Raw genomic sequence first — 24460 nt, 5'->3', positions numbered from 1 at the left:
TGCCCAGCATGTCCGGCCAAACTGAGGCGGCGCTTCGAGTTGGCCGTGGACACATTAAGGATCACTCTTAGAGAGCTTTTCCACATCGAATGTGCTTCAACAGAGACGCAATTCACATTTCTCACATGAGGCCATTCTTTGCTGTGCCCGTCGTGGCCACCCCCGGAAGACAGGTTGGATCAGGCCAAGATCAGTCCGTCGATCTGGTTGATCGCCGATGAGGCGCCCTCGACGACGCCCATGTCCAGCACTTGCTGGAGTGCTTCGGCGGTTGCGTAGGTGCTGACGTAGACCGCGCGCGTACCGCCGTCGTGCTCGGTGAACGTGAAGACGTTTTTGGACACCGGCATGTCGGGATTCGCATTGAAGTCCAGGTCGGCGAATCCGTCGTCGAAAGCGAAGCTTCTCGGCTCGTCGACCGCCGTGACATTCCAATATCCGGCGTGCTTGTCACCCTCCGGTCCGGTCATGAAATAGGTGATTCGGCCGCCGGGGGTGAGGCTGTGGTCAACCACCGTCGCCGGGTAGCTCGGCGGGCCCCACACCCTCTCCAACTGCCGGGGATCGGCATAGATTTGCCAGATCCGCTGCACCGGTGCCGCGAACTCGGCGGTGATGGTCAGGGTCAGGGCGTCGATGTCGTGTTTGACGTCGGTCACGGGCATGGTGGGTTCTCCTTGTTCGGATCAGATGCGATGAGTTCGTCGATACGTGCGATGCGTCCACGCCAAACCTGTTCCAGCTCAGTCAGCATGGCCGCCACCGACCGCACCGCCTCGACGTCGCCGCTGGCCAACTGCTCACGACCATTGCGCCGCTTGGTGATCAGGCCGGCCTTCTCCAATACGGCGACGTGCTTTTGCACCGCGGCGAAGCTCATGTCGTACTTCGCCGCGAGTCCCGAGACCGAATGCTCCCCGGCCAGGACCCGGCGCATGATGTCGCGCCTGGTCCGGTCGGCGAGCGCGTGGAACAGGGCGTCGGCCCGGTCCTCGTCGCTTTCGGTCACCACTCCAACATACAACCATTTGGTTGTATGTTGTCAAACGCTTCGCCTATGAGCGGACCCGTGTCCGGGCGTAGCCTTCTCAAGAAGTGGCCCTGGAGGTGCAGCGTGACGGGATTGGCCGAATTGCCCCGTGACCTGGTGACGCTCGAACAGTGGGACGCACTCGAACTCGACGAGTCGCGGCGCTGGGAGCTCGTCGAGGGGGGCATCGTCATGACACCGCGGCCACGTCCGCTTCACCAGATCGTGTCCAAGAACCTCACTCGACTGCTCGACGAACACCGACCAGACTCACTCGTAGTCCTGCAGGAAGTCGAGATCACCGTGGAGGCGCGTTTCCCGCCGACGGTGCGCGATCCTGACCTCGTCGTGGTGAACCGCAGCGTCATGGACCGCAATCCCGTGCGAGTAGATGCGGCGGATGTCGCGCTTGTCATCGAGATCGTCTCACCCGGGTCGCGCCGTACCGACCGGGTGATGAAGCTCTACGAGTATGCGAAGGCCGGAATCGAGCACTATTGGATCGTCGACCTCGACGCGGACGCAGATGAGCGCTTCCTTGCCCACGTGCTGTCCGATGACACCTATCAGCGCACCGAAAGCCTTGTGGCCGAACGGGTACGAACCACCGAGCCGGTGGCACTCGACTTCACGCTCGACGAGCTCACCCAACCCTGAGCGAGCGGATCGCTAACCCAGCGCTAACCCTGCCGCGCGATCTCGTCCGCGGCTTCCTGCTGAATCCGTTCGAACTGAGCACCCATGGCCTCGGCCAACGCGGTCGCGCCCGACAGCGGCCGCACCATCACCATGAAATCGTCGATCTTGCCGTCGTCGTCGAGATGCAGGAAGTCGCAGCCGGTGATCTTCTTGCCGGCCACCGTCGCCTGGAAGACCAGCGCGTGGTCGCGCCCTGAGGCGTCGGCAATCTCACGGACGTACTGGAAATCCTCGAAGACCCGCATGACCCCGCGCAGGATCGCCGCGGTGATCGGCTTGCCGGCGTACGGCTTGAACGCGACCGGGCTGGTGAAGACCACGTCGTCAGCCAGGAGCGCTTCGATCGCCGCCTCGTCACGGGCCTCCACGGCCTCTCGGAACGGATGCACGCGCTGATGCTAGGCCCGGCCCGTCGCGATAGTCAATCTTTTGATTATTAACTTCGCTGATAGCATCCACGCATGGCGCTTCGTGACGCGGTGCTGGCCGCGCTCCTCGACGGCGAGGCCTCCGGCTATGACCTGGCCAAGGGGTTCGACGCGTCGGTCGCCAACTTCTGGATGGCCACGCCGCAACAGCTCTACCGCGAACTCGAACGCATGGCGGCCGAGGGACTCATCGCCGCACGGCTCGTCGAACAAGACCGGCGACCGAACAAGCGCCTGTACTCGTTGACCGACGAAGGCCGCCAGGCCCTGCTCACGTTCACCGAAGTACCGCCGAAACCCGGCGCGATCCGCGAAGACCTCCTGGTTCAGATCCAGGCCGTCGATTCGGGCAACATCGAGGCGGTTCGCACGTCGCTCACCGAACGCCTGCACTGGGCGACGGCCAAGCTGGACCGGTACCGGCGCGTGCAGGAACATCTGCTCGCCGGGCGCACCGAAACCGACTACCTCACCGAGGCCGAGCGCATCGGCCCCTACCTGACGTTGCTGCGCGGAATCCGGTTCGAGGAAGAGAACATCGACTGGGCCCGCCGTGCGCTCGATGTCATCGAGCAACGAATGGCGGTGGGCCGGCCGCGTCGGTGACTGCCGAAACGTTCCCGGGCCGGATTCGCGGGCAACACCCACCGACGTGGATTGTCGCGTGGTGCAGACGTTAGTGTGCATGCGTCGGCCTCAGCGACCAAGCCGATAGAAAAGTTGAGCAGATTCATGACCGCAGCAGCAGAAACGTCGACACTCGAATCCCGGGTCGGCCACTACTACCAGATGAAGGACACCTATCTGGTGGGCCGCGAGAAGGTGCGCGAGTTCGCCCGGGCCGTGCAGGACTACCACCCCGCACACTGGGACCTCGCCGCTGCTGCCGAGCTCGGCTATCCCGACCTGGTCGCGCCGCTGACGTTCACCTCCGGCCCGGCGATGGCGTGCAACCAGCGCATGTTCGAATCGGTCGTCGTCGGTTACGACATGTACCTGCAGACCGAGGAAGTCTTCGAGCAGCACCGCCCGATCGTCAGTGGCGATGAACTGCGCATCGACGTCGAGCTGACCTCCGTACGCCGGGTCGCCGGGCGCGATCTGATCACGGTCACCAACACGTTCACCGACACCGCCGGCGAGCGCGTCCACACGCTGCACACCACCGTCGTCGGCGTCACCGGCGACGAGGTCGATCCGGCCATCAGGCAGGCCGTGCAGGGCGTGATGATGCACGACGTGAACCTCCTCGGCGTCGAGGAATCCGGCTCGTACCACAAGACGGTTCGCCCCGAGGACGAGGCGCACATCGCCCAGGACGGGACGACCCGCACACCCAAGTCACCGTCCTTCGACGACGTCAAGGTCGGCGACGAACTGCCGGTGCATCACACCCGGTTGTCCCGCGGAGACCTGGTGAACTATGCCGGTGTCGCCGGCGACGCCAACCCGCTGCACTGGGACGAGAACATCGCCAAACTGGCCGGGCAACCGGACGTGATCGCCCACGGCATGCTGACCATGGGGTTGGGCGCGTCGTTCGCGTCCTCCTGGTCGGGCGACCCCGCCGCGGTGACCCGCTACGCGGTCCGGCTCTCGCAACCCGCGGTGGTGCCGGCCGCCGAGGGTGCCGACATCGAGTACAGCGGACGGATCAAATCCCTGGACCCCGAGACCCGCAGCGGCGTCGTCATCGTCGGCGCAAAAGCCGGTGGCCGCAAGATCTTCGGGCTCGCGACGCTGAACGTCCGCTTCAGCTGACCCTCGCCGCCCGGTCCGGCTCACGCGTCGCCGCCCGGGCCACGAAGTGCAACACCACACCGACCGCGAGCAGGATGGCACCGAAGAGCCACACCTTGGCGGTCTGCTGGGTCAGCAGCATCACGCACGACGCCACCCCGAGCACCGGCACGGCCGTCCACACCTGAAAATGACTGTGCTCCACCCGGTCTCGGCGTAGCACCAGCACGGCGACGTTGGTGGACACGAACACGAACAACAACAGCAGCACCACCGTCTCGGCCAAGGTGGACAGATCGCCCACCACCGTGAGCAGCATCGCGACCGCCGTGGTGGCGACGATCGCCACCCACGGGGTGCGCCGCCGGGGCAGCACCCGCGCGAGAACCGTTGGCAGCAGCCCGTGTTCGGCCATCCCGAAGGCCAGCCGGCTGGACATGATCATGGTCAACAATGCGCCGTTGGCGACGGCGACGAGCGCGATCGCGCTGAAGACGCGCGGGGGTACGGCCAGCCCGGAGGCCGACACGACCTCCAGCAACGGCCCTGACGATCGGCGCAGCTCATCGGCCGGCAACGCCACCGCACTGGCGATGCCGACGAGCACGTAGACGACACCGGCGGTGATGAGCGCGCCGAACAACGCCGCGGGGTAGACCTTGCCCGGATCACGGATCTCCTCGGCCACATTCGCCGACGTCTCGAATCCCACGAACGAGTAGTAGGCGATGATCGCACCGGCCAGAATCGCCAGGGCCGGGGCCGATCCCTCGGGGAACTGGGTCAGCCGGCCGGCATCGCCACCGCCGCTGCCGAGCAGGACCGCGCCGGCGATGATGACGATGAGCAGACCGCTGAGCTCGATGACCGTCATGACGACGTTGCTCTTGACCGACTCGCTGATCCCCCGGGCGTTGAGGGCAGCGACCAGCGCGAGGAAGACGATGGCCGCAGGCACCATGGGCACGTCGACGAACGTCGCGAGGTAATCGCCGGCGAACGCGAGCGCCAAGCCGGCCGCGCTCGTCATCCCCGCGGCGAGCATTGCGAACCCGACCAAAAAGGACAGCAGCGGTGTGCCGAAGGCACGTTCGGCGAACACGGCCGCGCCGCCGGCCTTGGGGTACTTGGTGACCAACTCGGCGTACGACCCGGCGGTCAGCATGGCCAGCACCAGCGCCATCAGCAGCGGCGCCCACAGCACCCCGCCGACTTTTCCGGCCAGCACCCCCATCAACGCATAGACACCGGCTCCCAGGACGTCGCCGAGGATGAACAAGAACAGCAGCGGCCCGGTGATCTTGCGTTTGAGCTTGCCCTCAGCCTGCTCATCTTGTTGTCGGCTGGCGCCGGCCTCCGCGGTCATGCCGTGCGTCATACCCCCCGGGGCTTGGTGCGCAAACTCAATCCGGCACTGCGGCGACGTCGGGGACGACGACGGCGAACAGGTCGGCGACGGCGGCCAGGCTCGCGGCCTGCACGGCGGACGACGGCACCGGCCCGTCCACTCCCGGCAGTGATCGGGTGGCGGTGGTGGACGCGACGATGGTCGGCGCGTAGCCCAGGTTGAACGCCCCGCGTGCGGTCGAGTTCACGCACATGTGCGTCATGAATCCGGCCAGCAGCAGGTTCTTGGCGTCGAGCCCCTTGAGCTGCTCGTCAAGATTGGTGGCCACGAAGGAATTCGGATAACCCTTGACCACGACAGGCTCGTCGCCGCGAGGCGCCACCCGATCGACGATGGCGCCGGACTCACCCCGGATGTCGTAAGCCGATCCCGGGCCCATGTCGTGCTGGATGTGGATCACCGGAATGCCTGCGCTACGGGAACGGTCGAGCAGTGATGCGGCCTCGTCGAGTGCCGCCTGCACTCCGTCGAGCTCCATCACACCTTTGGTGTAGGTGACCTGGCAGTCGATCAGGATCAATGCAGACTCTCGAAGGCTCGGCGGTTGTGCGGGTAATCCGGCCAGAGCGCGCAACGTTTCACTCATCCGACCATCGTGGCGGTGTGGGCGGTCTTTTGCCAGTGGTATCGCGGCCGAATTTCGTGGCCACCCGGCGACCCGGTCATCGCTTTCTACCGCAGGGCTGCGATATGGCGGCGACCACGACCCAGGCGTGGAAATCGGCGTAGGGACACGATGCCCTGAACGTCACAGCAGGCAGAGCGTGAAGGCCAGACCGGGGGTGGCAAGCGTGGCGACGAGAACAGCCGACGTCGCCAACGCCTGGAAATGCCAACGGTTCTCACCCGCTGGTTGCGTCAGTCGCAGCGCCCGCTGCACCACCGCCGTTCCGGCTGCCGCCAACGCCCCGTCGGGAAGGCGGTGTCGGGTGCTGAGCGCCACCAGGCTCGTCAGCAGTGGCGCCCGGCCGTAGCTGCGGGTCGCCGCGTCGTCGGCGCACATCTCCAGTAGCGGCGGGACGGCGTGCGCGGCGGCGCGGAGCAGAGGTAACCGCGGGAGGGCCGCGGACAGCGCGCCCAGCAGCGCCACAATGTGGTGGTGCCGCCCGCGCAGGTGCGCCCGCTCATGGGCCAGCACCGCGGCCACCTGGGGCGGATTCAGCAGTTCCAGTGCCGCTGAGGTGACGACGATCGTGCTCCGCGCACCGCCGGACACACAGTATGCGGTCGGCTGATCGGCGGTGATGACGACGACGTCCTTGTCCCCGGTGGCTCGCCCGACGATCCGGACCGCTTCTGCGTGTTCACAATTGGAGCGTCGCACCCTGCGCAACGTGCCGACGACGCGTCGCCCGGTCTGGATCGTGGCGGCACCGGTGAGCATCAGCAGGCCGAGCACCACAACCGTGGCGGCGGTGGGCGGTAACGTCACCGCGTCGGCGATGCCCAACGTCTCGACGCAGAAGGTCAGCTCGGTGTGGGTGAGCAGGCTGCGGGTCGCGCCCACTACGAGGATCACCAGGGCCCCGGCCCAGGCGATCAACGCCGTGGCGACGGCCGTCAGCCACGCCGACACCGCCAGCCGAGGGCTGATGCCGGTCGGCAAGTAGCCGGTGAGCAGCCCCGGTGCCAGCCAACTCAACGCGACCGCATACGCCAGCAGGAACGTCACCGCGTTCATCGTGACTTCTCCTCGGTGAACCGCTGAAGCATCTGCCGCAACTTCACCGAGTCGTCGTCGGTGATCTGCTCGAGGAAGAAGTTGAGGATCAGCTCGCTGTCTCCACCGGATTCGAACACCGTGCGCATCAGCTGCGCGGAGTGTTCCTCCCGGGTCATCACCGGCCGGTAATGGTAGGCCAGGCCGACCTTGTCCCGGAGCAGCCATCCTTTGCGGAACAAGTTGTCCATGGTCGACATCACGGTGGTGTAGGCGATCTGGCGGCGGCTGACGAGCTCATCGTGGACACTACGCACCGTCGACGGCTCCGACCGTGACCAGAGCACATCCATCACCACGGCCTCGAGATCACCAAATCCTTTTATTCCCACGCCCATTACCGCCTGTCGAGGCACGTCGCCACACGTACCGTCGTCTCGTTGGTCAACCTATGTAGCGCGATAGTAGCTTCTTCTCCGCTCGAGGCGTGTCGGCCCGCCGTCGCATCCTGACCAACCGCCACCCGATCAGCGCGAGCACGAGGCCCAGGACCACAGCGACGTCGCTTACGTGCGCTGACAGCGTGCTGAGCCAGACCTGCACGTCGTACTGCTCATCGACGGTCAGCACACCGCCGAGGCTCGCGGTGCCGTCCGTGAGCAGGAACACCGCGCCGAGAACGATGAAGACCGTCCCGGTGAGCAGTGAGGTGGTGTGAGTCTGCAACGGCCCCAGGCGGATCGGCCGTCCCCGCAACCAGGACCGTCGGGACAGATCGAAGCGCTCCCACAACCAGGCGAGGACGAACAACGGCGCGGCCATACCGAGGGCGTAGACCGCCATCAACATGGCCCCGTAGATCGGATCGGCTCCCATCGCCGACATGGTGAGGACAGCCCCCAGCAGCGGGCCGGCGCAGAAGCCGGCCAGCCCGTACACCGCGCCGAGCGCCAACACCGAAACGGTGCCGGAGATGTTGATCCGGGCGGTGATCCGTTGCACGGCCGGTATCCGAAATCCCTTGCCCACCAGCGTCATCAACCCGAATCCGATCAAGACCAGCCCGCCGATCACGGTGACTTCACTTCGGTAACGCGTCACCACGGTGCCCACCGCCCCGACCCCGGCACCCAACGGAACCAGCACCAAGCACAGTCCGACCCAGAAGGCCACCGTCCGAACGATCAGCAACTGCACCCGGTCGAAGGCGTAGGCGAAGAACGACGGCAACAGTAAGGCCGAACACGGGCTGAGTAAGGACGCCAGACCCCCGAGAAAGGCACCGAGAAGGCCGATGCCGCTCACCGGCCGGCCAACGCTGCGTCGATGGCACGGACGAATTCTTCGGTGGGCTGCGCGCCGAGCAGGGGTACGTCGTCGATCAGGAACGCCGGTGTGCTCGGTACGCCGATGCCGGTGCCCTGGGCCAGGTCCGCATTGATGACGGCGTCATAGCTGCTCCCCCGCATCCCGGCGGTGAACTTCTCGATGTCGGGCACCTCTGCCTGCTCGGCGAAACCGATCAGGGCTTGCTCGGTCAGGTTGGCTTTCGTGCGCTCCGGCGCGGCGGCATAGACCGCGCGGTTGAATTCCCAGAACCGGCCCTGATCAGCGGCGGCCCGTCCGGCGCGAGCGGCTAGCATCGACTGTTCACCGAAGATCGGAAAGTCCCGCCACTCGATGCGCAGCTTGCCTGCCTCGACGTATCGCCGGATGAGTTCAGGTTCGGTGTCGCGGCTGAACTTGGCGCAGAACGGACAGCGGTAGTCGGAGAACACCACCACTCCGACCGGTGCATCCGGGTCACCCAGGGCGAGCGGGTCCCCTGGCACGCGGCGCTCCATTCCGCGCGCGCCGGTCTGCTCACCGCCACCGGCGGTGGCACTTGCCGATGCCTCCGGTTGCGACGCCGGGGCGGCGGACGCCGCATCGTTGCCTGAACCCGTCGTCAAGTACAGGACCAGCGCGGCCGCAACCAGCACCAGGCCCCCGATGAAGACGATGTCCCGGCGGAGACTTTCGCGTCGACCACTCATCGTCACCTCCGTGCTAGCCTCGTACGTATCTACGGCGTAGGTACGTAGCTCTGTTGTAGCACACCTGACGGCCGGATCACGAGCGCCAGATAAGCGCCAGATGAGGAGGACCGTGTTGACTGGCTGGCCGGAAAGATGCTCTGCGCCAAGGCACTTTGCGTCCGCGTCACGGTTACGTGCGGGGCTGACCGTCGGCCTGGTGCTTGTCCTCACCATCGCGGCCGCTTTCAGTTGGCTGCTGACCCGGGAGTCCGTGGCCCACGCCGCAGCAGCACCGTCGGCAGGTCCACCGGCCACGCCCGTGCCCACGTTCATCGGGTCGAGCCAGGGTCACACCGGGATACCCCATACGCAGCCGTCGACCTTCACCACACTCACCACCCGCGAGCAGACGCGCGTCACCTTCACGTCGACCTCAGGTGCCGCACTCGTCGACGGTGGCACGTACGGTGTGGGCACCGTCATCGTGGCCAGCTTCGACGAACCGATCTCCGACCGTGCCGCAGCCGAACGGCGACTCTCGGTCAAAACCACTCCACCGGTTGATGGTTCGTGGTTCTGGATGGACAGTCAGCACGCCCACTGGCGCCCACAAAGCTATTACCGCCCGGGCACCCAGGTGGTCGCGAAGGCGGACAGCTCCGTCGCGTTCCGCATCGGCGACGCGCACGTGTCCATCGCCGACGACACCACCAAGACGATCAGCGTCTACCGCAACGGTGAGCTGGTGCGGACGATCCCCACGTCGATGGGCATGGGCGGCTCGGAAACTGTTGGTGGAACGAAGATTTCGTTCTGGACGCAGCCCGGGGTCTACACCGTGATGGACAAGGCCAATCCCGTCATCATGGACTCCTCCAGCTATGGGCTGCCCGTGGATTCCCGGTTGGGATACAAGCTGTCGGTCAACTACGCCGTCCGCCTGACGAACAGCGGGATCTACGTCCACCAGCTCGACAGCACGGTCTGGGCACAAGGCAACACCAACACGAGCCACGGATGCCTCAACGTCAACGCCGACAACGCGCGCTGGTTCTACGAGTTCTCCCAACCCGGGGATGTGTTCGAAGTCCGCAACACCGGGGGCGAGCCCCTGCCGATCTGGCAGAACGGCGATTGGGGTGCGTCATGGGATCAGTGGCTCGCCGGAAGCGCACTGCGTTAGGTCTTCTCGCGCGGAGTGGGTATCCCTGCCCCATGACGAACACTGATGCCGTCGTGATCTTCGCCCCGCTGCCCGTGTTGACCGTGACCGTCGAGGACCGCTCCGGCGAAGCCGACATCCACGTCCACGCCGGTGGCCAGGGTGTCTGGCAGTCGCGGATGATGTCCTCGCTCGGCGTGCCGGTGGTGCTGTGCTCGGCCCTCGGCGGCGAGACGGGCGACGTCCTCGGCCACCTGCTGCCCATCCAGGACGTCACCGTGCGCACCGTGCGGGTCAGCTCCCGCAACGGGGCCTACGTGCACGATCGCCGCAACGGAAACCGGGAGGTGATCGCCGAGAGCGCAGGCAATCCGCTGGACCGCCATGAACTGGACTCGCTTTACGAGCTCACCTTGACCGAAGGCCTCACCCACGGCCGGGTGCTGTTGTCCGGGCCGCAGGATGACCGGGTATTGCCCGCCGACCTCTACCGGCGGCTGTCCACCGACCTCGGCTCCAACGGCTGCGACGTGGCGGCCGACCTGGCCGGCGAGCGGCTTGAGGCCGTGCTCGCCGGACGGCCACGCCTGGTCAAGGTCAGCCACGAAGAGCTCCTCGCCGATGGTCGGGCGAAATCCGACGATGCCGAGGATCTGGTAGCGGCCATGCACGCGCTGCGCGAAGAGGGCGCGGGCACCATCGTCGTGTCACGCTCGGGTGCCGCCCCGGCCCTGGCCCTGCTCGACGAGCAGGCACCCGGCGGCGACGGGACGCGCGGCGGTGACATCGTCGAGATCGGCATGCCGAAGTTGCAACCGGCCGACCCGGCCGGCGCCGGGGATTCCATGACGGCGGGCATCGTCGCCGCCCTGGCCAAGGGCCGCCCGCTGCGCCGGGCGTTGCAGATCGGCGCGGCGTGTGGCGCGCTCAACGTCGTCCGGCACGGACTGGGCACCGGTGGGGCGCGGGCGGTGGAGACACTCGCCGAACGCGTCGAGCTACAACCGTGGCAGGCAGAGAAAGGCGCCCACGCATGAGACGTGCCCTGATCACCAACGACGACGGAATCGACTCCCCCGGCCTGCATGCGCTGGCCGCGGCCGCTCGGGATACCGGCCTGGACGTGATCGTGGCGGCACCCGCGGAACAGTCCAGCGGTGCCAGTGCGGCGTTGAGTGCGGTCCGGAAACAGGGCCGCACGATCGTCGAGCGCCGGGAGCTGCCCGGGCTCGACGGCGTCGAGGCCTGGGCGGTGCATGCGCAGCCCGGACACATCGTGGTCGCCGCGCTCAACGGCTGGCTGGATCCGCGGCCGGACCTGGTGCTGTCCGGTATCAACCACGGCGCGAATGTCGGTCGGGCCGTGCTGCATTCGGGCACCGTCGGCGCTGCGCTGACCGCCATGATCAGCCATACCAGCGCGCTGGCGGTGTCCTTGGACGTGGCACTGCACCCTACCGGTGAACGGCACTGGAACACCGCCGCGGACCTCCTGGCACCGGTGCTGGAGCTCCTGCTCGACGCACCCGAGGCCACCGTCCTGTCCCTCAACGTCCCCGACCGGCCGGCCGCACAGGTGGGTCCGTTGCGCCATGCGCGGCTCGCACGCGGCGGGACGGTGCAGGCGCGTGTCGACGACGTCGGCGGCAGTGACCTGCGTTTGGGCGAAGTCGAGGTGACCGACGAGCCGGAGCCGGGCACCGACAGTGCCCTGCTGGCCGCGGGTCATCCAACCCTGACGTCACTGCGATCCGTGGAAGCCGACGACGGGAAACTGGTTCAGGATTGGCTGGATTCGCTGGATCGCTGACCGGGCGCCGCACCCACGCGGATGCCCTCCTCGGCGAGAAATTCGCGGGCGCGGCCGAATTGACGGTCAGCGGCGAAGGCGTGCCATCGATCGACAAGTCCCTCCCGATGGACAAGATCGCGAAACTGGCGGAACGCGCCCTTCCCCGTGATCGCCGTCTCCAACCGCTCCCGCAGCGCCCTATCACGTTGGCGCGCTGCGAAGTCCGCCATATCGAGCCAGCCGTCACGGGAACCCACACGATCGAGCCGAAGCCAACGGTCGGGATCGTCGTCCACGTCGACGGCGGCGTCCTCCCCGACCATCATCGGATCCGTGCTCTCCTCGTCAATGACCTCCCCCGTCTGCAGGTCGAGGTAGCCACCGCCCGACATGCCCTGATCCCCCTCCAATTCGAGACCGAGCGACTCAAGATCGACCGGCACCGCACGACCGGCCAGCGGCTCATCGCGTAGACATGCGAGCAGGTCCTCGATCAGCACCTCGTCGCCGGCGCCGGCGCGCTGCGTCAAACGGGTGATGATCGACACTGTCACCGGTTCGGCCTGATCTCGTCGTTGTTTCAGCGCCATCGGCAGACCCGCGCCCACCTGTTGCAGGACGTCGTCGACATCCTTTCCCCGCACCGCGGCGAGGAAGCGGTCCGCGTCGTCGGTCGCGATGGCGGCGCGAAGCTCGGTCAGGTCGATCGGAGCCACATCCACCGGCGCCGGCCAGGTGTGCAACAGCATGGGGTGCCGCTGGGCTGGTCTACTCGGGACACCTCCCCGCCCGTCGTCGTCGGCCCACCGGCGTCCGTACTGATCGGGGATGTTGCCCCACCCCCAATACGGCAGCGGCTTTCGTGGCGTCACCCCCAACACGTGGAGGGGATCGACCTTCTCGGCACCGACCACACAGCGGTGGACCCAGTCATCACCCAAGTCAAAGGTGAACTGGAACTCCGCCCCCGCCCCCACGATTCGAGCGACCTTGGCCACCTCGATGTCGACTGCCTCCGCGATCGGTCCACTGAACGATCCAACGATCTCGGCACCCGTCTCCGCATCTGTGACGACTCGTCCGTCGGCAAGGGTGAACAGCGACAGGTGGGCTCTGTCCCAGCGGGCGAACGCGTCGTTGATCGCGTCCGCGAGGTCGGCGAAGGTGTGCGACGGTCCGACGGCAAAGACCCGCCCCGGCCAGGGCCACAGATCCCCACCACGCCCGCCGAGCAACTCCACCGTCACCGACAACCATGTCCGCGCCATGTCGTGAGGATGACACGAACGCTCAGCGTCGTGCAGGAGTTGGCTTCGACCTCGCCGCCGGCATCGGGTGATCTGTGAATCGACTCACTGCCGTGAAAGCCCGACCAGCGTGTCTGTGGTTCCAGGAGCTGCGGTTGCGGGCTTGGAGCCGTGGCGATAGCGGTGACTGTCGGCGGCTCAGGAGACAATGCGTACGCTACCCGCGCGATCGGGTGGCCGCCGATTGCTGCGGCATCGGCCGTGACGGGAAAGGACCAGCAGTGAGTTACAACGCCGCCGACATCACCGAGCTCGACGATGTCCAGCACACACGGCTGCGGCCGGCGGTGAATCTCGGCCTCGACGTGCTCAACACGGCGCTGCGCGAGCTGGTCGACAACGCGATCGAAGAGGTCGCCGACCCCAGTCACGGCGGGTCCACCGTGACGATCACCCTGCACGACGACGGCTCGGTCAGCGTGGCCGACGACGGCCGCGGCCTGCCCGTCGACTCCGACCCGGTGACCGGAAAGAACGGCATCGTCAAGACGCTGGGCACCGCGCGCGCCGGTGGCAAGTTCTCGGCGCACGCCGACGCGACGAGCACCGGAGCCGGTCTGAACGGAATCGGCGCCGCCGCAGCGGTCTTCATCTCGGCGCGTACCGATGTGACGGTGCGCCGGGCCGGGAACACCTACCTGCAGAGTTTCGGTCGGGGCTATCCCGGAGTGTTCGACGGTAAGGAGTTCGATCCGGACGCACCCTTCACCCGCTCCGACACCCAGAAGCTTCGCGGCGCCGGCAACCGTAAGCCCGATGCGCACGGCACTACGGTGCGCATCCTGTTCGACCCGGCCGTCGTCCCCGATTCCAGCGTCGACATCGGCGAGGTGCTGCTGCGGGCGCACGCTGCCGCGCGGATGTCTCCCGGGGTGCACCTGGTGGTCGTGGACGAGGGTTGGCCCGGCGAAGAGATTCCATCCGCGTTGTTGGAGCCGTTCAGCGGTCCGTGGGGCACCGACACCCTGCTGGATCTGATGTGCACCGCCGCGGGCACCCCGCTGCCCGAGGTACGCGCCGTGGTGGAGGGACGCGGTGAGTACACCACCGGCCGCGGCCCGACCCCGTTCCGGTGGTCGCTGACCGCCGGGCCCGCCGAGCCCACGACCGTGGCGGCGTTCTGCAACACGGTGCGCACCCCGGGCGGGGGCTCACATCTGACGGCCGCGCTGAAGGGGTTGTCCGAGGCCTTGGCCGACCGCGCCTCGCGCATGCGCGACCTCGGGCTGGCCAAGGGCGAAGAAGGCCCGGAGCCACAGGATTTCGTCGCGGTCACCGCCCTGGCGGTGGACACCCGCGCACCCGACGTGGCGTGGGACTCACAGGCCAAGACCGCCGTGTCGTCGCGGTCGTTGAACCTGGCGATGGCCCCGGACGTGGCGCGCAGCGTCACCATCTGGGCGGCCAACCCGACCAACGGCGACACCGTATCGCTGTGGACCAAGCTGGCATTGGAATCGGCCCGCGCCCGGCGCAGTGCCGAGGGCGCGAAGGCACGATCCCGCGCGGCGTCGAAAGCCAAGGGCCTGGGGACCAACCTGTCGTTGCCGCCGAAACTGCTGCCCAGCCGGGAGACCGGACGTGGCTCGGGCGCCGAGCTGTTCCTGTGCGAGGGTGACTCGGCGCTGGGCACCATCAAAGCCGCCCGCGATGCCACCTTCCAGGCCGCGTTCCCGTTGAAAGGCAAGCCGCCCAACGTCTATGGCTTCGCCCTGAACAAGGCCCGGGCCAAAGACGAGTTCGACTCGATCGAACGCATCTTGGGCTGCGGTGTGCGCGACAGCTGCGATCCCGAGCAGTGCCGGTATGACCGCATCCTGTTCGCCTCCGACGCCGACCCCGACGGCGGCAACATCAACTCCAGTCTCATCTCGATGTTCCTGGATTTCTACCGGCCGCTGGTCGAGGCCGGGATGGTCTACGTGACGCTGCCGCCGCTGTTCGTCGTCAAGGCCGGTGATGAGCGCGTCTACTGCCAAGACGAGTCCGAGCGCGACGCCGCGGTGGCCGAGATGCGCGCCACCTCCAAACGCAAGGTCGAGGTGCAGCGCAACAAGGGTCTGGGCGAGATGGACGCCGACGACTTCTGGAACACCGTGCTGGATCCGCAGCGGCGCACCGTGATTCGGGTCCATCTCGACGACGGCGAGAGCAAGCTGCACCACACGTTGTTCGGCGGGCCACCCGAGGGTCGGCGCACGTGGATGGCCGATGTGGCCGCCCGCGTCGACACCGCTTCCCTCGACCTGGACTAGGAGTACCCGATGACCGCCACCCTGGACGTTCCCGAGCAGAACGCCGACCTGGTGCTCGACCAGAGCGCCGACGACTACTGGAACCGTTACCAGCTGACCTTCGCGCTCTACAGCGTCAGCGACCGCGCCATCCCGTCGGCGTTCGACGGGCTCAAGCCGGGTCAGCGCCGCCTGCTCTACCAGATGCACGATTCGCGGCTGCTGCCCGGCAACAAACCGCAAAAGTCCTCGAAGGTCTGCTCCGCAGTGACCGGCAACCTGCACCCGCACGGCGGCGCGTCGATGTACGGTGCCGCCGCGCTGATGGCCGCCGAGTTCCAGCGGGTGAAAGTCATTGACGGCCAAGGTGCTTTCCCACGCATCCAGGGCGACATCCCGGCCGCGGACCGCTACACCGAGATGCGGTTGTCGGCGCCCGGTGCGGCACTGACCGCCGAACTCGAGGACCACGCGGTGCCGATGGTGCCGACGTTCGACGGCGAGTGGATGGAGCCGACGGTCCTGCCGGCCCGCTGGCCGGTGCTGCTGTGCAACGGCGCCGTCGGCATCGCCGAAGGGTGGGCCACCAAGGTGCCCGCACACAACCCCCGCGAGGTCATGGCGGCCTGCCGAGCCCTGCTCAAAACGCCGAACATGACCGACGACAGGCTGGTGAAGCTCATCCCCGGCCCGGACTGGGGCTGCGGGGCCACCGTGGTCGGCACGGCCGGGCTGCGGGACTACATCACCACCGGCAAGGGCACGTTGACGGTGCGCGGCACAGTGTCCGTCGACGGGAAGAACTGCGTCATCACCGAGCTGCCGCCGGGGGTCGCGAGTAACACGGTGCAGGACCGGATTCGGGCCCTGGTCGAGTCCGGCGAGATGTCCGGTGTGGCGGACATGTCGGACCTCACCGACCGCCGCAACGGGCTGCGCATCGTCGTCACCGCCAAACGCGGCCACAGTGCCGAGCAGATCCGTGAGCAACTGCTGGCCCTGACCCCGCTGGAGTCGACCTTCGCCGCCAGCCTGGTCGCGCTCGACGAGAACCGGGTGCCGCGCTGGTGGTCGGTACGCGAATTGATCTCCGCGTTCCTGCATCTGCGGGATTCGGTGGTGCTGCACCGCAGCGAGTACCGGCTGGAGAAGGTCACCGCCCGCCGCCATCTGGTGGCCGGCTTGATGAAGATCCACCTCGACATCGACGCCGCCGTCGCGGTCATCCGTGGCTCCGACACCGTCGACGATGCCCGGCGCGGCCTGCAGGAGCACTTCGCGATCGACGAAGAGCAGGCCAATTACGTTCTGGCGCTGCAACTTCGACGCCTGACCAAGCTCGACGTCATCGAGCTGCAGGCCGAGGCCGACAAGCTGGACGCCGAGTTCGCCGAGCTCACCGAGCTGGTGTCCAATCCAGATGCGCGCCGCAAGGTGATCGACGAGGAACTCGTCGAGACGGCAAAACTGTTCAAAGGCCCCGAGTTCGACCGTCGCACCGTGTTGGATGCCGAGGCCACACCCGTGACGTCGGGTACGGACGACGACGGGCCGCGGGAGCGGAAGGTCAACACCGCCTGGCGCCTCGACGACCGCGGCGTGTTCTCCGACAGCCACGGCGAACTGCTCACCTCAGGTCTGGGGTGGGCGGTGTGGACCGACGGGCGCGTGAAGTTCACCACCGGTGGCGGGCTGCCGTTCAAGATCCGCGACATCCCCGTGGCCCCGGACATCACCGGGCTGCTGGCCTCGGGCGTGCTCGCCGAGGGGTACCACCTGGCCCTGGTGACGCGACGCGGGAAGGTGTTGCGCATCGACCCGGCCGCAGTGAATCCGCAAGGCGTGGCCGGCAATGGCGTGGCCGGGGTGAAGCTGGTGGCCGGCGACCCGGAAGACGCCGTGATCGCCGCACTGCCGCTGACCTGTGGCAACGGGGAAGCTCTCCTTTCGATCTCCGAGAAGGGTTGGAAGGTCACCGAAGTCGCCGATATCCCGGTGAAGGGCCGCGGCGGTGCCGGCGTCGGTTTCCATCCGTTCGTCAACGGTGAGGATGCGTTGCTCTCGGCGACTGTGTCGACAACGGGCTTCGTGCGCGGCAAGAAGACGGTGCGGGCCGAGAACCGGGCGAAGGCCTCGGTGAAGGGATCGGGGGCGGACGTCACGCCGGCGCCGTAGCCTGACCACAACACTTCGAGGAGGCTCCATGGTCAGCGCGGAACCACACATCTACGTCACCGTGCCGTCGGTGCGGATCTGGGCCAAAAACAACCGTGGGGCGGCAGTCGGCCTGGCGTTCCTTGCCGTGGTGGTGCTGGTAGTGGTGGTTGCGGTCTTCTTGCTGTCCTGATCGGCCGGGTAACGGTTCGACATCCGACGCGGTTCGCCCCGCGAGGCACCATCGTTAACAGCCGCCACATTGTTAACATCGCGCCGTGCAGGTATCCCGACGTGACGCGCTGCGCTATGCCGCCACGGCGTCGGCGTTGGCAGGCCTCGGTGCGGCCGCCGCAGCCATCGGTGCGCCGCCGGCGTTGGCCGCCGCTCCCACCCTCATCGACTTCGCCATGCGCCAGATCCCGGCCGGCGACATCCGGGCGGCCGGGCACTCCGGGGTGATCAACTACGTCTCGACCTCGCGTCCCGGCTCGTCCTTCGGCGCCAAGCCGATCACCCTGCCCTACGCCCGCCAGTTGACGGCGGCCGGACTGGTGATCGTCAGCAACTTTCAGTACGGCAAACCCGGCGGGACAGCGCCATCGGACTTCACCCGCGGGTACGCCGGCGGTGTCGCCGACGCGCGCACCGCCTGGCAACTGCACACCGCGGCAGGAGGCGGCCAGAGCGCGCCGGTCTTCTTCAGCGTCGATGACGACATCGACCGCAACACCTGGAACTCCGTTGCACTGCCCTGGTTTCGCGGAATCAACTCGGTCATCGGTGTCCAACGCACCGGCATCTATGCGGGCGTCAACCCATGCCAGTGGGCCATCGAGGACGGCGTCATCGGCAGATCTGGTACGCCCGGCCGTGCGTGGATCTGGCAGACCCGGTCCTGGTCTGGTGGAAAGATCCACCCAGCCGCAGTGCTCTACCAGCGCGTCATCGACACCGCGTCCAATCCCGGACCGGTGGTCGGGGGCATCCGCGTCGACGTCAACGATGTCCTGGCCCAGGATTGCGGCCAGTGGAACATGCATCCCTGAGCGAGATCCTCAGCTCGCCGAAGGTGTCGGCGACAACGCGGCCAGTGCGGCAACCGATTTACGCACATCGGATTTCAACACGCCGGCGACCACCCGACCGACCGGACCGTTGAGCAGGCCGCCAGACAGCGTGGCGACCACATGGAACAACGATCCGGGTGACTTCTCCCGCACACGCAAGTCAAGGCAGATGTGCACACCACCGCGGCCCTTGCCGCGCAGTTCGATCCGGTTGGGCTCGTCGTATTCGGTGACTTCCCAATGGATCACATTGCGAAAGCCCTTCACCTTGATCAGGGACGAAACAGTAGTGCCCTTCTGAAGCTTTTCGGGAAGCCTGCTGCGCCATCCGCCGAAGATCGTCAGCCATTCGTCGAACCGCGACAGGTCCGACGCGAGGGCCCACGCATCTTTCGGTGAAGCTGGGGAGGATTCGGTTACGTCGATACTCGCCATGGCGGACCTATACCCGAATCTCTACAGCCCGAACAGTGGTGGGAGCGCGAGCACCATCACCAGCCCCCACACCAGGTGGGTCAGCACCGGCGCCAGCACGCCGCCGGTCACGCGGCGCTCCCACGCGCACACCGTTCCGAGGATGACGGCAGCGAACCCCAGCATCGGATTCCCGGACGCCGAGGTGGCGACGATGTAGAGCAGCGTCGAGATCAGCACCGGACGGTGGCCTGACAGCGCGGAGTAGAGCGCACCGCGGAAGAACAGTTCCTCGGCCACGCCGTTGACCAGGGTGATCGTCACGATCAACAGCAACGAGCCGTGGTGGGCGAAGGCGAGGACCCGGGTGATCAACGCTGCGACGACGTCGATCTCGCGCGCCACCAGAGCGCCGACGACAAACGCCGCACCGAGGAGCACACCGGTCGCGATCCCGAGTAACGCCGGCCGCCGATACGGCGGGCCCCAAGACTCGGTGCCCAGGTGCAGCGGGCCCGACAGAAAGGCACCGCCCGCCCACGCCGCGGCCAGGCCGAAGGTTAACCAATAGAAGGTCGGGTCACCGGGGCGGCGAGTCAGCGACACACCGAGTAGAACGGCTCCGAGAATCAGGACAGCCACCACGAAGCGCCGACGTCGGCGGATCACCGACGGCGGTTCCGGCGGGGCTGTCGCGCTGGTGCGCATGAGGTCGAGCAGGTTCGTCATGACGCATGCATCCCGGGTTTGAGAGCGCCGAGAACGCCCAGGCCGGTCCGGACCGCACCGACCACCGGTTTGGGGATGGCCGCCAGCACACCCAATACCCGTCGGGTCTGGCGCGGCGTGACGGCGCCTGCCAGGCGCCGCAACCACAACGCGTCACCACCGGCCCACCTGGGGTCGGTCGTGGCCAGGCGGTGCGGATCCCCCAGAACATCGACCGGCGTCGGCGCGGAATACGCGACGGATCGGGCGAGGGCGTCGTCGACAGCCACCAGGCCTCCGGGCGGGTCGGCCACCGTCGCACTCAGTCTCCGGCCCGAGGTCGTCATCGGATATTCCAGGGAGGCAACAAGATCAGCGGACAATCCACCCGGCAGCGGCAGCACGGCTGCGGTCAGTCGACCGACCAGTCCGATCGGCACACCTGGCAGCGGAAGCGACACCCGGGGGCGGCGACAAATCCGAGCGTAACGCTGTAACAACTCGCCGTAGGTGGTGCGCTCCGGTCCGGCGACGTCGTAGGAGCCGGCCGGAACCTGCTCGGCGTCCGCGGCGGCCACCAGGTAGTACAGGAGGTCACGAATGGAAATCGGGTCGATCGGATTACCGGCCCAGCCCGGCATGGGGAGCGCGACGAAGCGGTCCGCGACATAACGCATCATTTCGAACGAGGTGGACCCGGCACCGATGATCATCGCTGCACCCAGCCAGACGAGCTCGGGACCATCGGGCACCTGCAGTGCCGCGGCCACCTCTGCGCGGCCTTTCAAGTGCTCCGACAAATTTCGCGCGTCGGGGACGAAACCGCCGAGGTAGACGATGCGCGACACTCCCGCCGCCGCGGCAGCCCGGGCGACGTTTCCCGCCGCCTGATTGTCGGCTTCGCGAAAATCGGGTTCGCCGATGCCGTGCAGCAGGTAGTAGAGGACATCGATACCGTCCTTCCGCGATGCGGCCGTCAGCGCGCGGCCCACCGAGTCTGCATCGCCGGCGTCCATGACGACGCACCGGACGTCATCCACCCAGCCGAACCGCGCGACTTTGTCGGCGTCGCGCGCAGCCACGGTGACCTGGTGACCCTCCGCCAGCAATGCCGAGACCAGGCGGGAGCCGACATACCCGGTGGCGCCGGTGACCAGAATGCGCATAGCCGGTTCGATACCCGGCGAGCTCCGAACCCACACCAGGAGTTCCCTGGGTGCGACATCGTGTGGCCGGATCGACCGCGGCTAGGCTGGGACGACCGCCGGGCGCAGAGTCCATCGCAGCTCCCCTGGCCCCGGATGATGTGGAGGATGTATGCGCAGGCGGCTGTCGAAGGCGGCGGTGACCGGCACGGCGATCGTCAGTGTGGCGATGCTCGTCGGTTGTGAGGCACAGGTCTCGGCCACGCCGATCCAGGACATCGCCCAGGATCCGGTAGTTCAAGAGCCGACCGGCCCGGCGGCGGCGCCCTTCGACGGTCTCGACGCCCGCACCCGCCAAGCCACCGCCGACGCAGCCAAATCCGGCGCCGACATCACGGTGTCCGTGCTGGACCGCAACACCGGCGCGGTGGTCTCCAGCGCCGCCAACCAACCGTTCCCGATCGCCTCGGTGGTGAAGCTGTTCATCGCCGACGATCTGCTGCTGCGGGAATCGACCGGCGAGACGAAACTGACTGCGGCCGATCGCAAGTCGCTCGACATCATGCTGCGCTCCTCCGATGACGGTGCGGCCCAGACGTTCTGGGACCGCAGCGGAGGCAACGCCGTCATCTCACGCATCGTGGCGCGGTACGGGTTGACGGGCACCACCGCGCCCTACAACGGGCACTGGGACGTCACGCAAAGCACCGCAAGCGACCTGGTTCGCTACTACGACATGCTGTTGGACGGCAGCGGCGGGCTGCCTCCCGAGCAGGCCAACGTGATCATGAGCAACCTCGCCCAATCCACCCCGACGGGCACCGACGGATACCCGCAACGCTTCGGCATCCCCGAGGGGCTGTACGCGGAGCCCGTCGCCGTCAAGCAAGGTTGGTTCTGCTGCTGGAACGGTGGCAATCAACTTCACGTGTCCACCGGCGCGATCGGGCCGGACCGCCGCTACGTCATGGCGATGAGCTCCCTGGAACCCGGTGATGCCGCATCTGCCCGCAACACCATGACCCAGGCCGTCAAGACCATGTTCCCCGGCGGGCACGTCTAACGGGTCAACGACGTGGCGTCGTGGTGATGTGCACGTGGTCGTAATGGCCGTAACCGGTGGCCTGCGGTCCGGACGGCGTGTAGTAGGTGCCGCGCCAGATCACATCCTGCAACCCGAACCGGGCGGCATTGCTCAAGGCGAAGGCGAGAATCTCATCGCCGAGCGCGATGCCCTCGGGGCTGCCCGAATTGGGGATCATGATGTCGATCGCCAGGCCGCTGGGATGCCATGGCTTGGAGTCTGGCCGCACCCCGCCGATCTCGGCGATCTGGGGGAACGTGGCGCTGACCGCCCGCGCCGCCAAGATCGAATTGGGCTGCAGCCCAACCTCGGAGGCAACGCCCACGGGTAACGCCTCCGGGATGTCGACCCGGGCAGCGGCCAGTGACGCATCTTTTCCCGGTGGTGCGCTTGGTGGGGCGTTGTCGATGATCGCCTGCTGTTGGGGTGTCAGCGCACCGTACTGCGCCTCCGCGGCGGAGATCTGTCGCAGCAGCTCCGTCCACTTGCGCTGCAGGTCGGCGCGCACCGCGGCGGCCTGCTCGGCCTTGGTCCGGGCGTCGGCGGCCGACTTCTCCGACGCCGCCGCGGCCGCGGCGGCGCGCTCCCGGGCTACGCGTGCCCCCTCCAGTTGGTCGGCGATCCGGCCGGCGACCGCCCGATCCAACGACAGTCGATCGATCAGCTGTCGTGGGGACGTCGCGGTCATCACCGCCGCCAACTGACCCCGGCCACCGCTCATGTACGTCATCGCCGCCACTTTGTCGGCCGCCGCCTGATGAGGACCGAGTTCGGTGGTAGCCACCGTGAGGGCTTCCTCGTCGGCACGGTGGCGGTCCACGGCGGTGGCGTGCTGGGCCTGGGTGGCGTCGACGTCGCGTTGGGCTGCGGTGACGGCCTCACGAGTTTCGACCGCCTGGCGGGACAGCTCGTCGAGCTTGGAGAGCGCGTCGGCCGCCGGGTCGGCATGGACGTTGGTTACCGAGGCGGCCAGAACCAGGGCTGCGACTGCCGAGCCGTGCGCCGTTCGCCGAAGTAAACGGCGCACTCCGGTCATACGGATTCTCACGGTCCTTCACTGCAAGGACCGATCTTGGTCCGGCTGTCGATGTTCTCGGACAGGCTACGAACTGGGTCGGACGATGTCCACCTGTCCGCGGTGGGCGCCGGTCTGAATGAGGTAGCTGCCTACGCTACGGCTCCATAGCGTCCGTCAATAGCATCTCCTTCAGCTGCCGACAGAGGAGCGGACATGGCCAGAAGCGAAGACGACAGCTGGGACATCGCCGGAAAGGTCGGCAGCACCGCGCTGGCCACAGCCATGGTCCGGGCCGCCGAAACACTGCGCGACGACCGACTGTTCACCGACCCGTTTGCACAGCATTTCATCGATTCCGCCGTCGCCAAGGGCTGGCAGAACCCCTACGGCACCCAGGACTGGCACTCTGCGGACTACGACGATCCCGCAGTCGCACAATTTCGGCAGGCCTCGACCAACGGGGCCGCTTGCCGGACCCGATTCATCGATGACTTTCTCCGGGACGGTTCGGCAAACCAGGTCGTCCTGCTGGCCGCCGGACTGGATGCCCGAGCCTGGCGGCTCCCTTGGCGCACCGGCGTCGTCGTCTACGAACTCGACCAACCGGGCGTGCTCGAGTTCAAGTCCGACACCATGCAGGGCGAGCGGCCGTCAGCCCGACGATGCCCGGTGCCTATCGACCTGCGGCAAGACTGGCCGGCCGCACTGAGTGCAGCCGGCTTCGAACCCGACGAACCCACCGACTGGGTGGCCGAAGGACTCCTGCCGTATCTGCCACCTAACAGTCAGGACCAACTGTTCGAGCGAGTTCACCGGCTCAGCGCGCCGGGCAGCCGACTGGTGGTCGACATCTATCCGCCCGACTTCTATAACCAGGAGAATCTGCGCGCAATGTTTGCGCGGATGAACGAGACGACCCGCGCAGAGGTCTATTCCAGTGACGAACTGTTCTTCACCGAGGGCCACCGTGCCGACATTGCCGAGTGGCTGACCGAACGTGGATGGACTACCTCCGGCAAGGTCACCGCCGAGGTGATGGCCGAGTTGGGCCGCCGACCACCTGAGAACCTTCCCGTCGGCACGCTGAGTTACCAATACCTGTCGGCCCACCGCGGGTGACGCCGCACGGCATACGCCTGGTTGGCCGTTGCGTCGACGAAACCTAGTGTGGGGTCTGAGATTCCGTGACATCTGCCGATCCTCTGACCTGCGGCGATGCACGTTGTCTCACGTGATGTCACCAGGATTCTGTCTCAGAATTTCGGCATTTCTTCAACACGTACCTCAACCGAATCGAGCGCTCAAGCCGGCAGGCCATCTCCGTGGCAGCGCCCCACTTGTGTCCTGCGACGGGGACGATCCCCACCGCCGATTGCTAGTCAGCCCCCA

General features: G+C 67.0%; 26 protein-coding genes. 12 read left to right on the top strand and 14 right to left on the bottom strand.

The features are described 5' to 3' along the window. Positions 1 to 179 precede the first annotated feature (179 nt). Complete coding sequence (locus A5699_RS18500; protein WP_067771910.1) at positions 180 to 665, bottom strand: SRPBCC domain-containing protein; 486 nt, start codon at positions 663 to 665, stop codon at positions 180 to 182. Then, positions 656 to 1009, bottom strand: coding sequence for a helix-turn-helix transcriptional regulator (locus A5699_RS18495; protein WP_157561328.1), 354 nt, complete (start codon positions 1007 to 1009; stop codon positions 656 to 658). Before A5699_RS18495 ends, A5699_RS18500 begins: the two co-directional genes overlap by 10 nt. A 105-nt stretch (positions 1010 to 1114) precedes the next feature. Between A5699_RS18495 and A5699_RS18490 the strand changes: the two genes are divergently transcribed. Then, complete coding sequence (locus A5699_RS18490) at positions 1115 to 1687, top strand: Uma2 family endonuclease (RefSeq protein ID WP_067771904.1); 573 nt, start codon at positions 1115 to 1117, stop codon at positions 1685 to 1687. Between the two features lie 23 nt (positions 1688 to 1710). Here A5699_RS18490 and A5699_RS18485 read toward each other — a convergent pair whose 3' ends face one another. Continuing rightward, a complete protein-coding gene (locus A5699_RS18485; RefSeq protein ID WP_067771901.1) occupies positions 1711 to 2118 on the bottom strand; it encodes a nuclear transport factor 2 family protein in 408 nt (135 codons plus the stop codon). A 72-nt stretch (positions 2119 to 2190) separates the two neighbouring features. Between A5699_RS18485 and A5699_RS18480 the strand changes: the two genes are divergently transcribed. Together A5699_RS18480 and A5699_RS18475 are read left to right on the top strand one after the other, a co-directional pair. Further along, positions 2191 to 2763 carry a PadR family transcriptional regulator gene (locus A5699_RS18480; protein ID WP_067771898.1) on the top strand — a complete coding sequence of 191 codons (573 nt, stop codon included), beginning with the start codon at positions 2191 to 2193 and terminating at the stop codon, positions 2761 to 2763. Positions 2764 to 2889: 126 nt separating this feature from the next. Further along, on the top strand, positions 2890 to 3918 hold the full coding sequence (locus A5699_RS18475; protein WP_067771895.1) for a fused (3R)-hydroxyacyl-ACP dehydratase subunits HadA/HadB: 1029 nt from the start codon (positions 2890 to 2892) through the stop codon (positions 3916 to 3918). Here the strand turns inward: A5699_RS18475 and A5699_RS18470 are convergent. The 6 genes from A5699_RS18470 to A5699_RS18445 form a co-directional block, all read right to left on the bottom strand. Continuing rightward, on the bottom strand, positions 3911 to 5263 hold the full coding sequence (locus A5699_RS18470; RefSeq protein WP_067771983.1) for an APC family permease: 1353 nt from the start codon (positions 5261 to 5263) through the stop codon (positions 3911 to 3913). The two genes, A5699_RS18475 and A5699_RS18470, sit on opposite strands and share 8 nt — an antisense overlap. A gap of 37 nt (positions 5264 to 5300) precedes the next feature. After that, a complete protein-coding gene (locus tag A5699_RS18465; protein WP_067771892.1) occupies positions 5301 to 5891 on the bottom strand; it encodes a cysteine hydrolase family protein in 591 nt (196 codons plus the stop codon). A gap of 162 nt (positions 5892 to 6053) precedes the next feature. Continuing rightward, positions 6054 to 6986 carry a M56 family metallopeptidase gene (locus A5699_RS18460; protein WP_067771888.1) on the bottom strand — a complete coding sequence of 311 codons (933 nt, stop codon included), beginning with the start codon at positions 6984 to 6986 and terminating at the stop codon, positions 6054 to 6056. Further along, positions 6983 to 7363, bottom strand: a complete 381-nt coding sequence (locus A5699_RS18455) for a BlaI/MecI/CopY family transcriptional regulator (RefSeq protein WP_067771887.1) — start codon at positions 7361 to 7363, stop codon at positions 6983 to 6985. The genes A5699_RS18460 and A5699_RS18455 overlap by 4 nt, the downstream gene beginning before the upstream one ends. A gap of 46 nt (positions 7364 to 7409) precedes the next feature. Beyond that, on the bottom strand, positions 7410 to 8270 hold the full coding sequence (locus A5699_RS18450) for a cytochrome c biogenesis CcdA family protein (protein WP_067771885.1): 861 nt from the start codon (positions 8268 to 8270) through the stop codon (positions 7410 to 7412). Then, entirely contained in the window at positions 8267 to 9001 is a 735-nt protein-coding gene (locus A5699_RS18445; RefSeq protein ID WP_067771881.1) for a thioredoxin domain-containing protein, read from the bottom strand. Before A5699_RS18445 ends, A5699_RS18450 begins: the two co-directional genes overlap by 4 nt. Before the next feature lie 253 nt (positions 9002 to 9254). Between A5699_RS18445 and A5699_RS18440 the strand changes: the two genes are divergently transcribed. From A5699_RS18440 to surE, 3 genes are read left to right on the top strand one after another with little or no spacing between them, the layout of a single operon-like run. Then, positions 9255 to 10166, top strand: coding sequence for a L,D-transpeptidase (locus A5699_RS18440; RefSeq protein ID WP_369806723.1), 912 nt, complete (start codon positions 9255 to 9257; stop codon positions 10164 to 10166). A gap of 32 nt (positions 10167 to 10198) precedes the next feature. Further along, a complete protein-coding gene (locus tag A5699_RS18435) occupies positions 10199 to 11182 on the top strand; it encodes a 1-phosphofructokinase family hexose kinase (RefSeq protein WP_067771878.1) in 984 nt (327 codons plus the stop codon). Continuing rightward, positions 11179 to 11955, top strand: coding sequence for a 5'/3'-nucleotidase SurE (surE, locus tag A5699_RS18430; RefSeq protein ID WP_067771875.1), 777 nt, complete (start codon positions 11179 to 11181; stop codon positions 11953 to 11955). The genes A5699_RS18435 and surE overlap by 4 nt, the downstream gene beginning before the upstream one ends. Here the strand turns inward: surE and A5699_RS18425 are convergent. Next, a complete protein-coding gene (locus A5699_RS18425) occupies positions 11925 to 13205 on the bottom strand; it encodes a UPF0158 family protein (RefSeq protein WP_067771872.1) in 1281 nt (426 codons plus the stop codon). The genes surE and A5699_RS18425 overlap by 31 nt on opposite strands. Positions 13206 to 13465: 260 nt before the next feature. Here A5699_RS18425 and A5699_RS18420 point away from each other — a divergent pair, with 260 nt between their 5' ends. From A5699_RS18420 to A5699_RS18410, 4 genes are all read left to right on the top strand, one after another. Continuing rightward, the gene (locus A5699_RS18420) at positions 13466 to 15499 is read left to right on the top strand and encodes a toprim domain-containing protein (RefSeq protein WP_067771869.1); all 2034 of its coding nucleotides are present in this window, start codon (positions 13466 to 13468) and stop codon (positions 15497 to 15499) included. Between the two features lie 9 nt (positions 15500 to 15508). Then, entirely contained in the window at positions 15509 to 17653 is a 2145-nt protein-coding gene (locus A5699_RS18415) for a DNA gyrase subunit A (protein ID WP_067771867.1), read from the top strand. Positions 17654 to 17681: 28 nt separating this feature from the next. Beyond that, complete coding sequence (locus A5699_RS29280; protein ID WP_157561327.1) at positions 17682 to 17825, top strand: hypothetical protein; 144 nt, start codon at positions 17682 to 17684, stop codon at positions 17823 to 17825. An 85-nt stretch (positions 17826 to 17910) separates the two neighbouring features. Further along, a complete protein-coding gene (locus tag A5699_RS18410; protein ID WP_067771864.1) occupies positions 17911 to 18681 on the top strand; it encodes a DUF1906 domain-containing protein in 771 nt (256 codons plus the stop codon). 9 nt (positions 18682 to 18690) lie between these two features. Here the strand turns inward: A5699_RS18410 and A5699_RS18405 are convergent, their stop codons facing one another. The 3 genes from A5699_RS18405 to A5699_RS18395 are packed head-to-tail and all read right to left on the bottom strand — an operon-like array spanning position 18691 to position 20990. Continuing rightward, the gene (locus A5699_RS18405) at positions 18691 to 19137 is read right to left on the bottom strand and encodes an SRPBCC family protein (protein WP_067771861.1); all 447 of its coding nucleotides are present in this window, start codon (positions 19135 to 19137) and stop codon (positions 18691 to 18693) included. A 21-nt stretch (positions 19138 to 19158) separates the two neighbouring features. After that, positions 19159 to 19845 (bottom strand): CPBP family intramembrane glutamic endopeptidase, encoded by a 687-nt coding sequence (locus tag A5699_RS18400; protein WP_067771858.1) that lies wholly within the window; start codon positions 19843 to 19845, stop codon positions 19159 to 19161. After that, positions 19842 to 20990, bottom strand: coding sequence for an NAD(P)H-binding protein (locus A5699_RS18395; protein ID WP_067771855.1), 1149 nt, complete (start codon positions 20988 to 20990; stop codon positions 19842 to 19844). The genes A5699_RS18400 and A5699_RS18395 overlap by 4 nt, the downstream gene beginning before the upstream one ends. Positions 20991 to 21141: 151 nt before the next feature. Between A5699_RS18395 and A5699_RS18390 the strand changes: the two genes are divergently transcribed. Beyond that, a complete protein-coding gene (locus tag A5699_RS18390; protein ID WP_067771852.1) occupies positions 21142 to 22032 on the top strand; it encodes a serine hydrolase in 891 nt (296 codons plus the stop codon). 4 nt (positions 22033 to 22036) lie between these two features. Here the strand turns inward: A5699_RS18390 and A5699_RS18385 are convergent, their stop codons facing one another. Continuing rightward, complete coding sequence (locus A5699_RS18385; RefSeq protein ID WP_067771849.1) at positions 22037 to 23089, bottom strand: glycoside hydrolase; 1053 nt, start codon at positions 23087 to 23089, stop codon at positions 22037 to 22039. Between the two features lie 195 nt (positions 23090 to 23284). Here A5699_RS18385 and A5699_RS18380 point away from each other — a divergent pair, with 195 nt between their 5' ends. Then, the gene (locus tag A5699_RS18380) at positions 23285 to 24190 is read left to right on the top strand and encodes an SAM-dependent methyltransferase (RefSeq protein WP_067771846.1); all 906 of its coding nucleotides are present in this window, start codon (positions 23285 to 23287) and stop codon (positions 24188 to 24190) included. Positions 24191 to 24460 lie beyond the last annotated feature (270 nt).

Origin of the sequence: Mycobacterium sp. E802 (assembly GCF_001666875.1) — a bacterium.
Taxonomy (GTDB): Bacteria; Actinomycetota; Actinomycetes; order Mycobacteriales; family Mycobacteriaceae; genus Mycobacterium.
The sequence above is the reverse complement of the archived record's forward strand: the minus strand, read 5'-3'. Positions and strand labels throughout refer to the sequence as shown.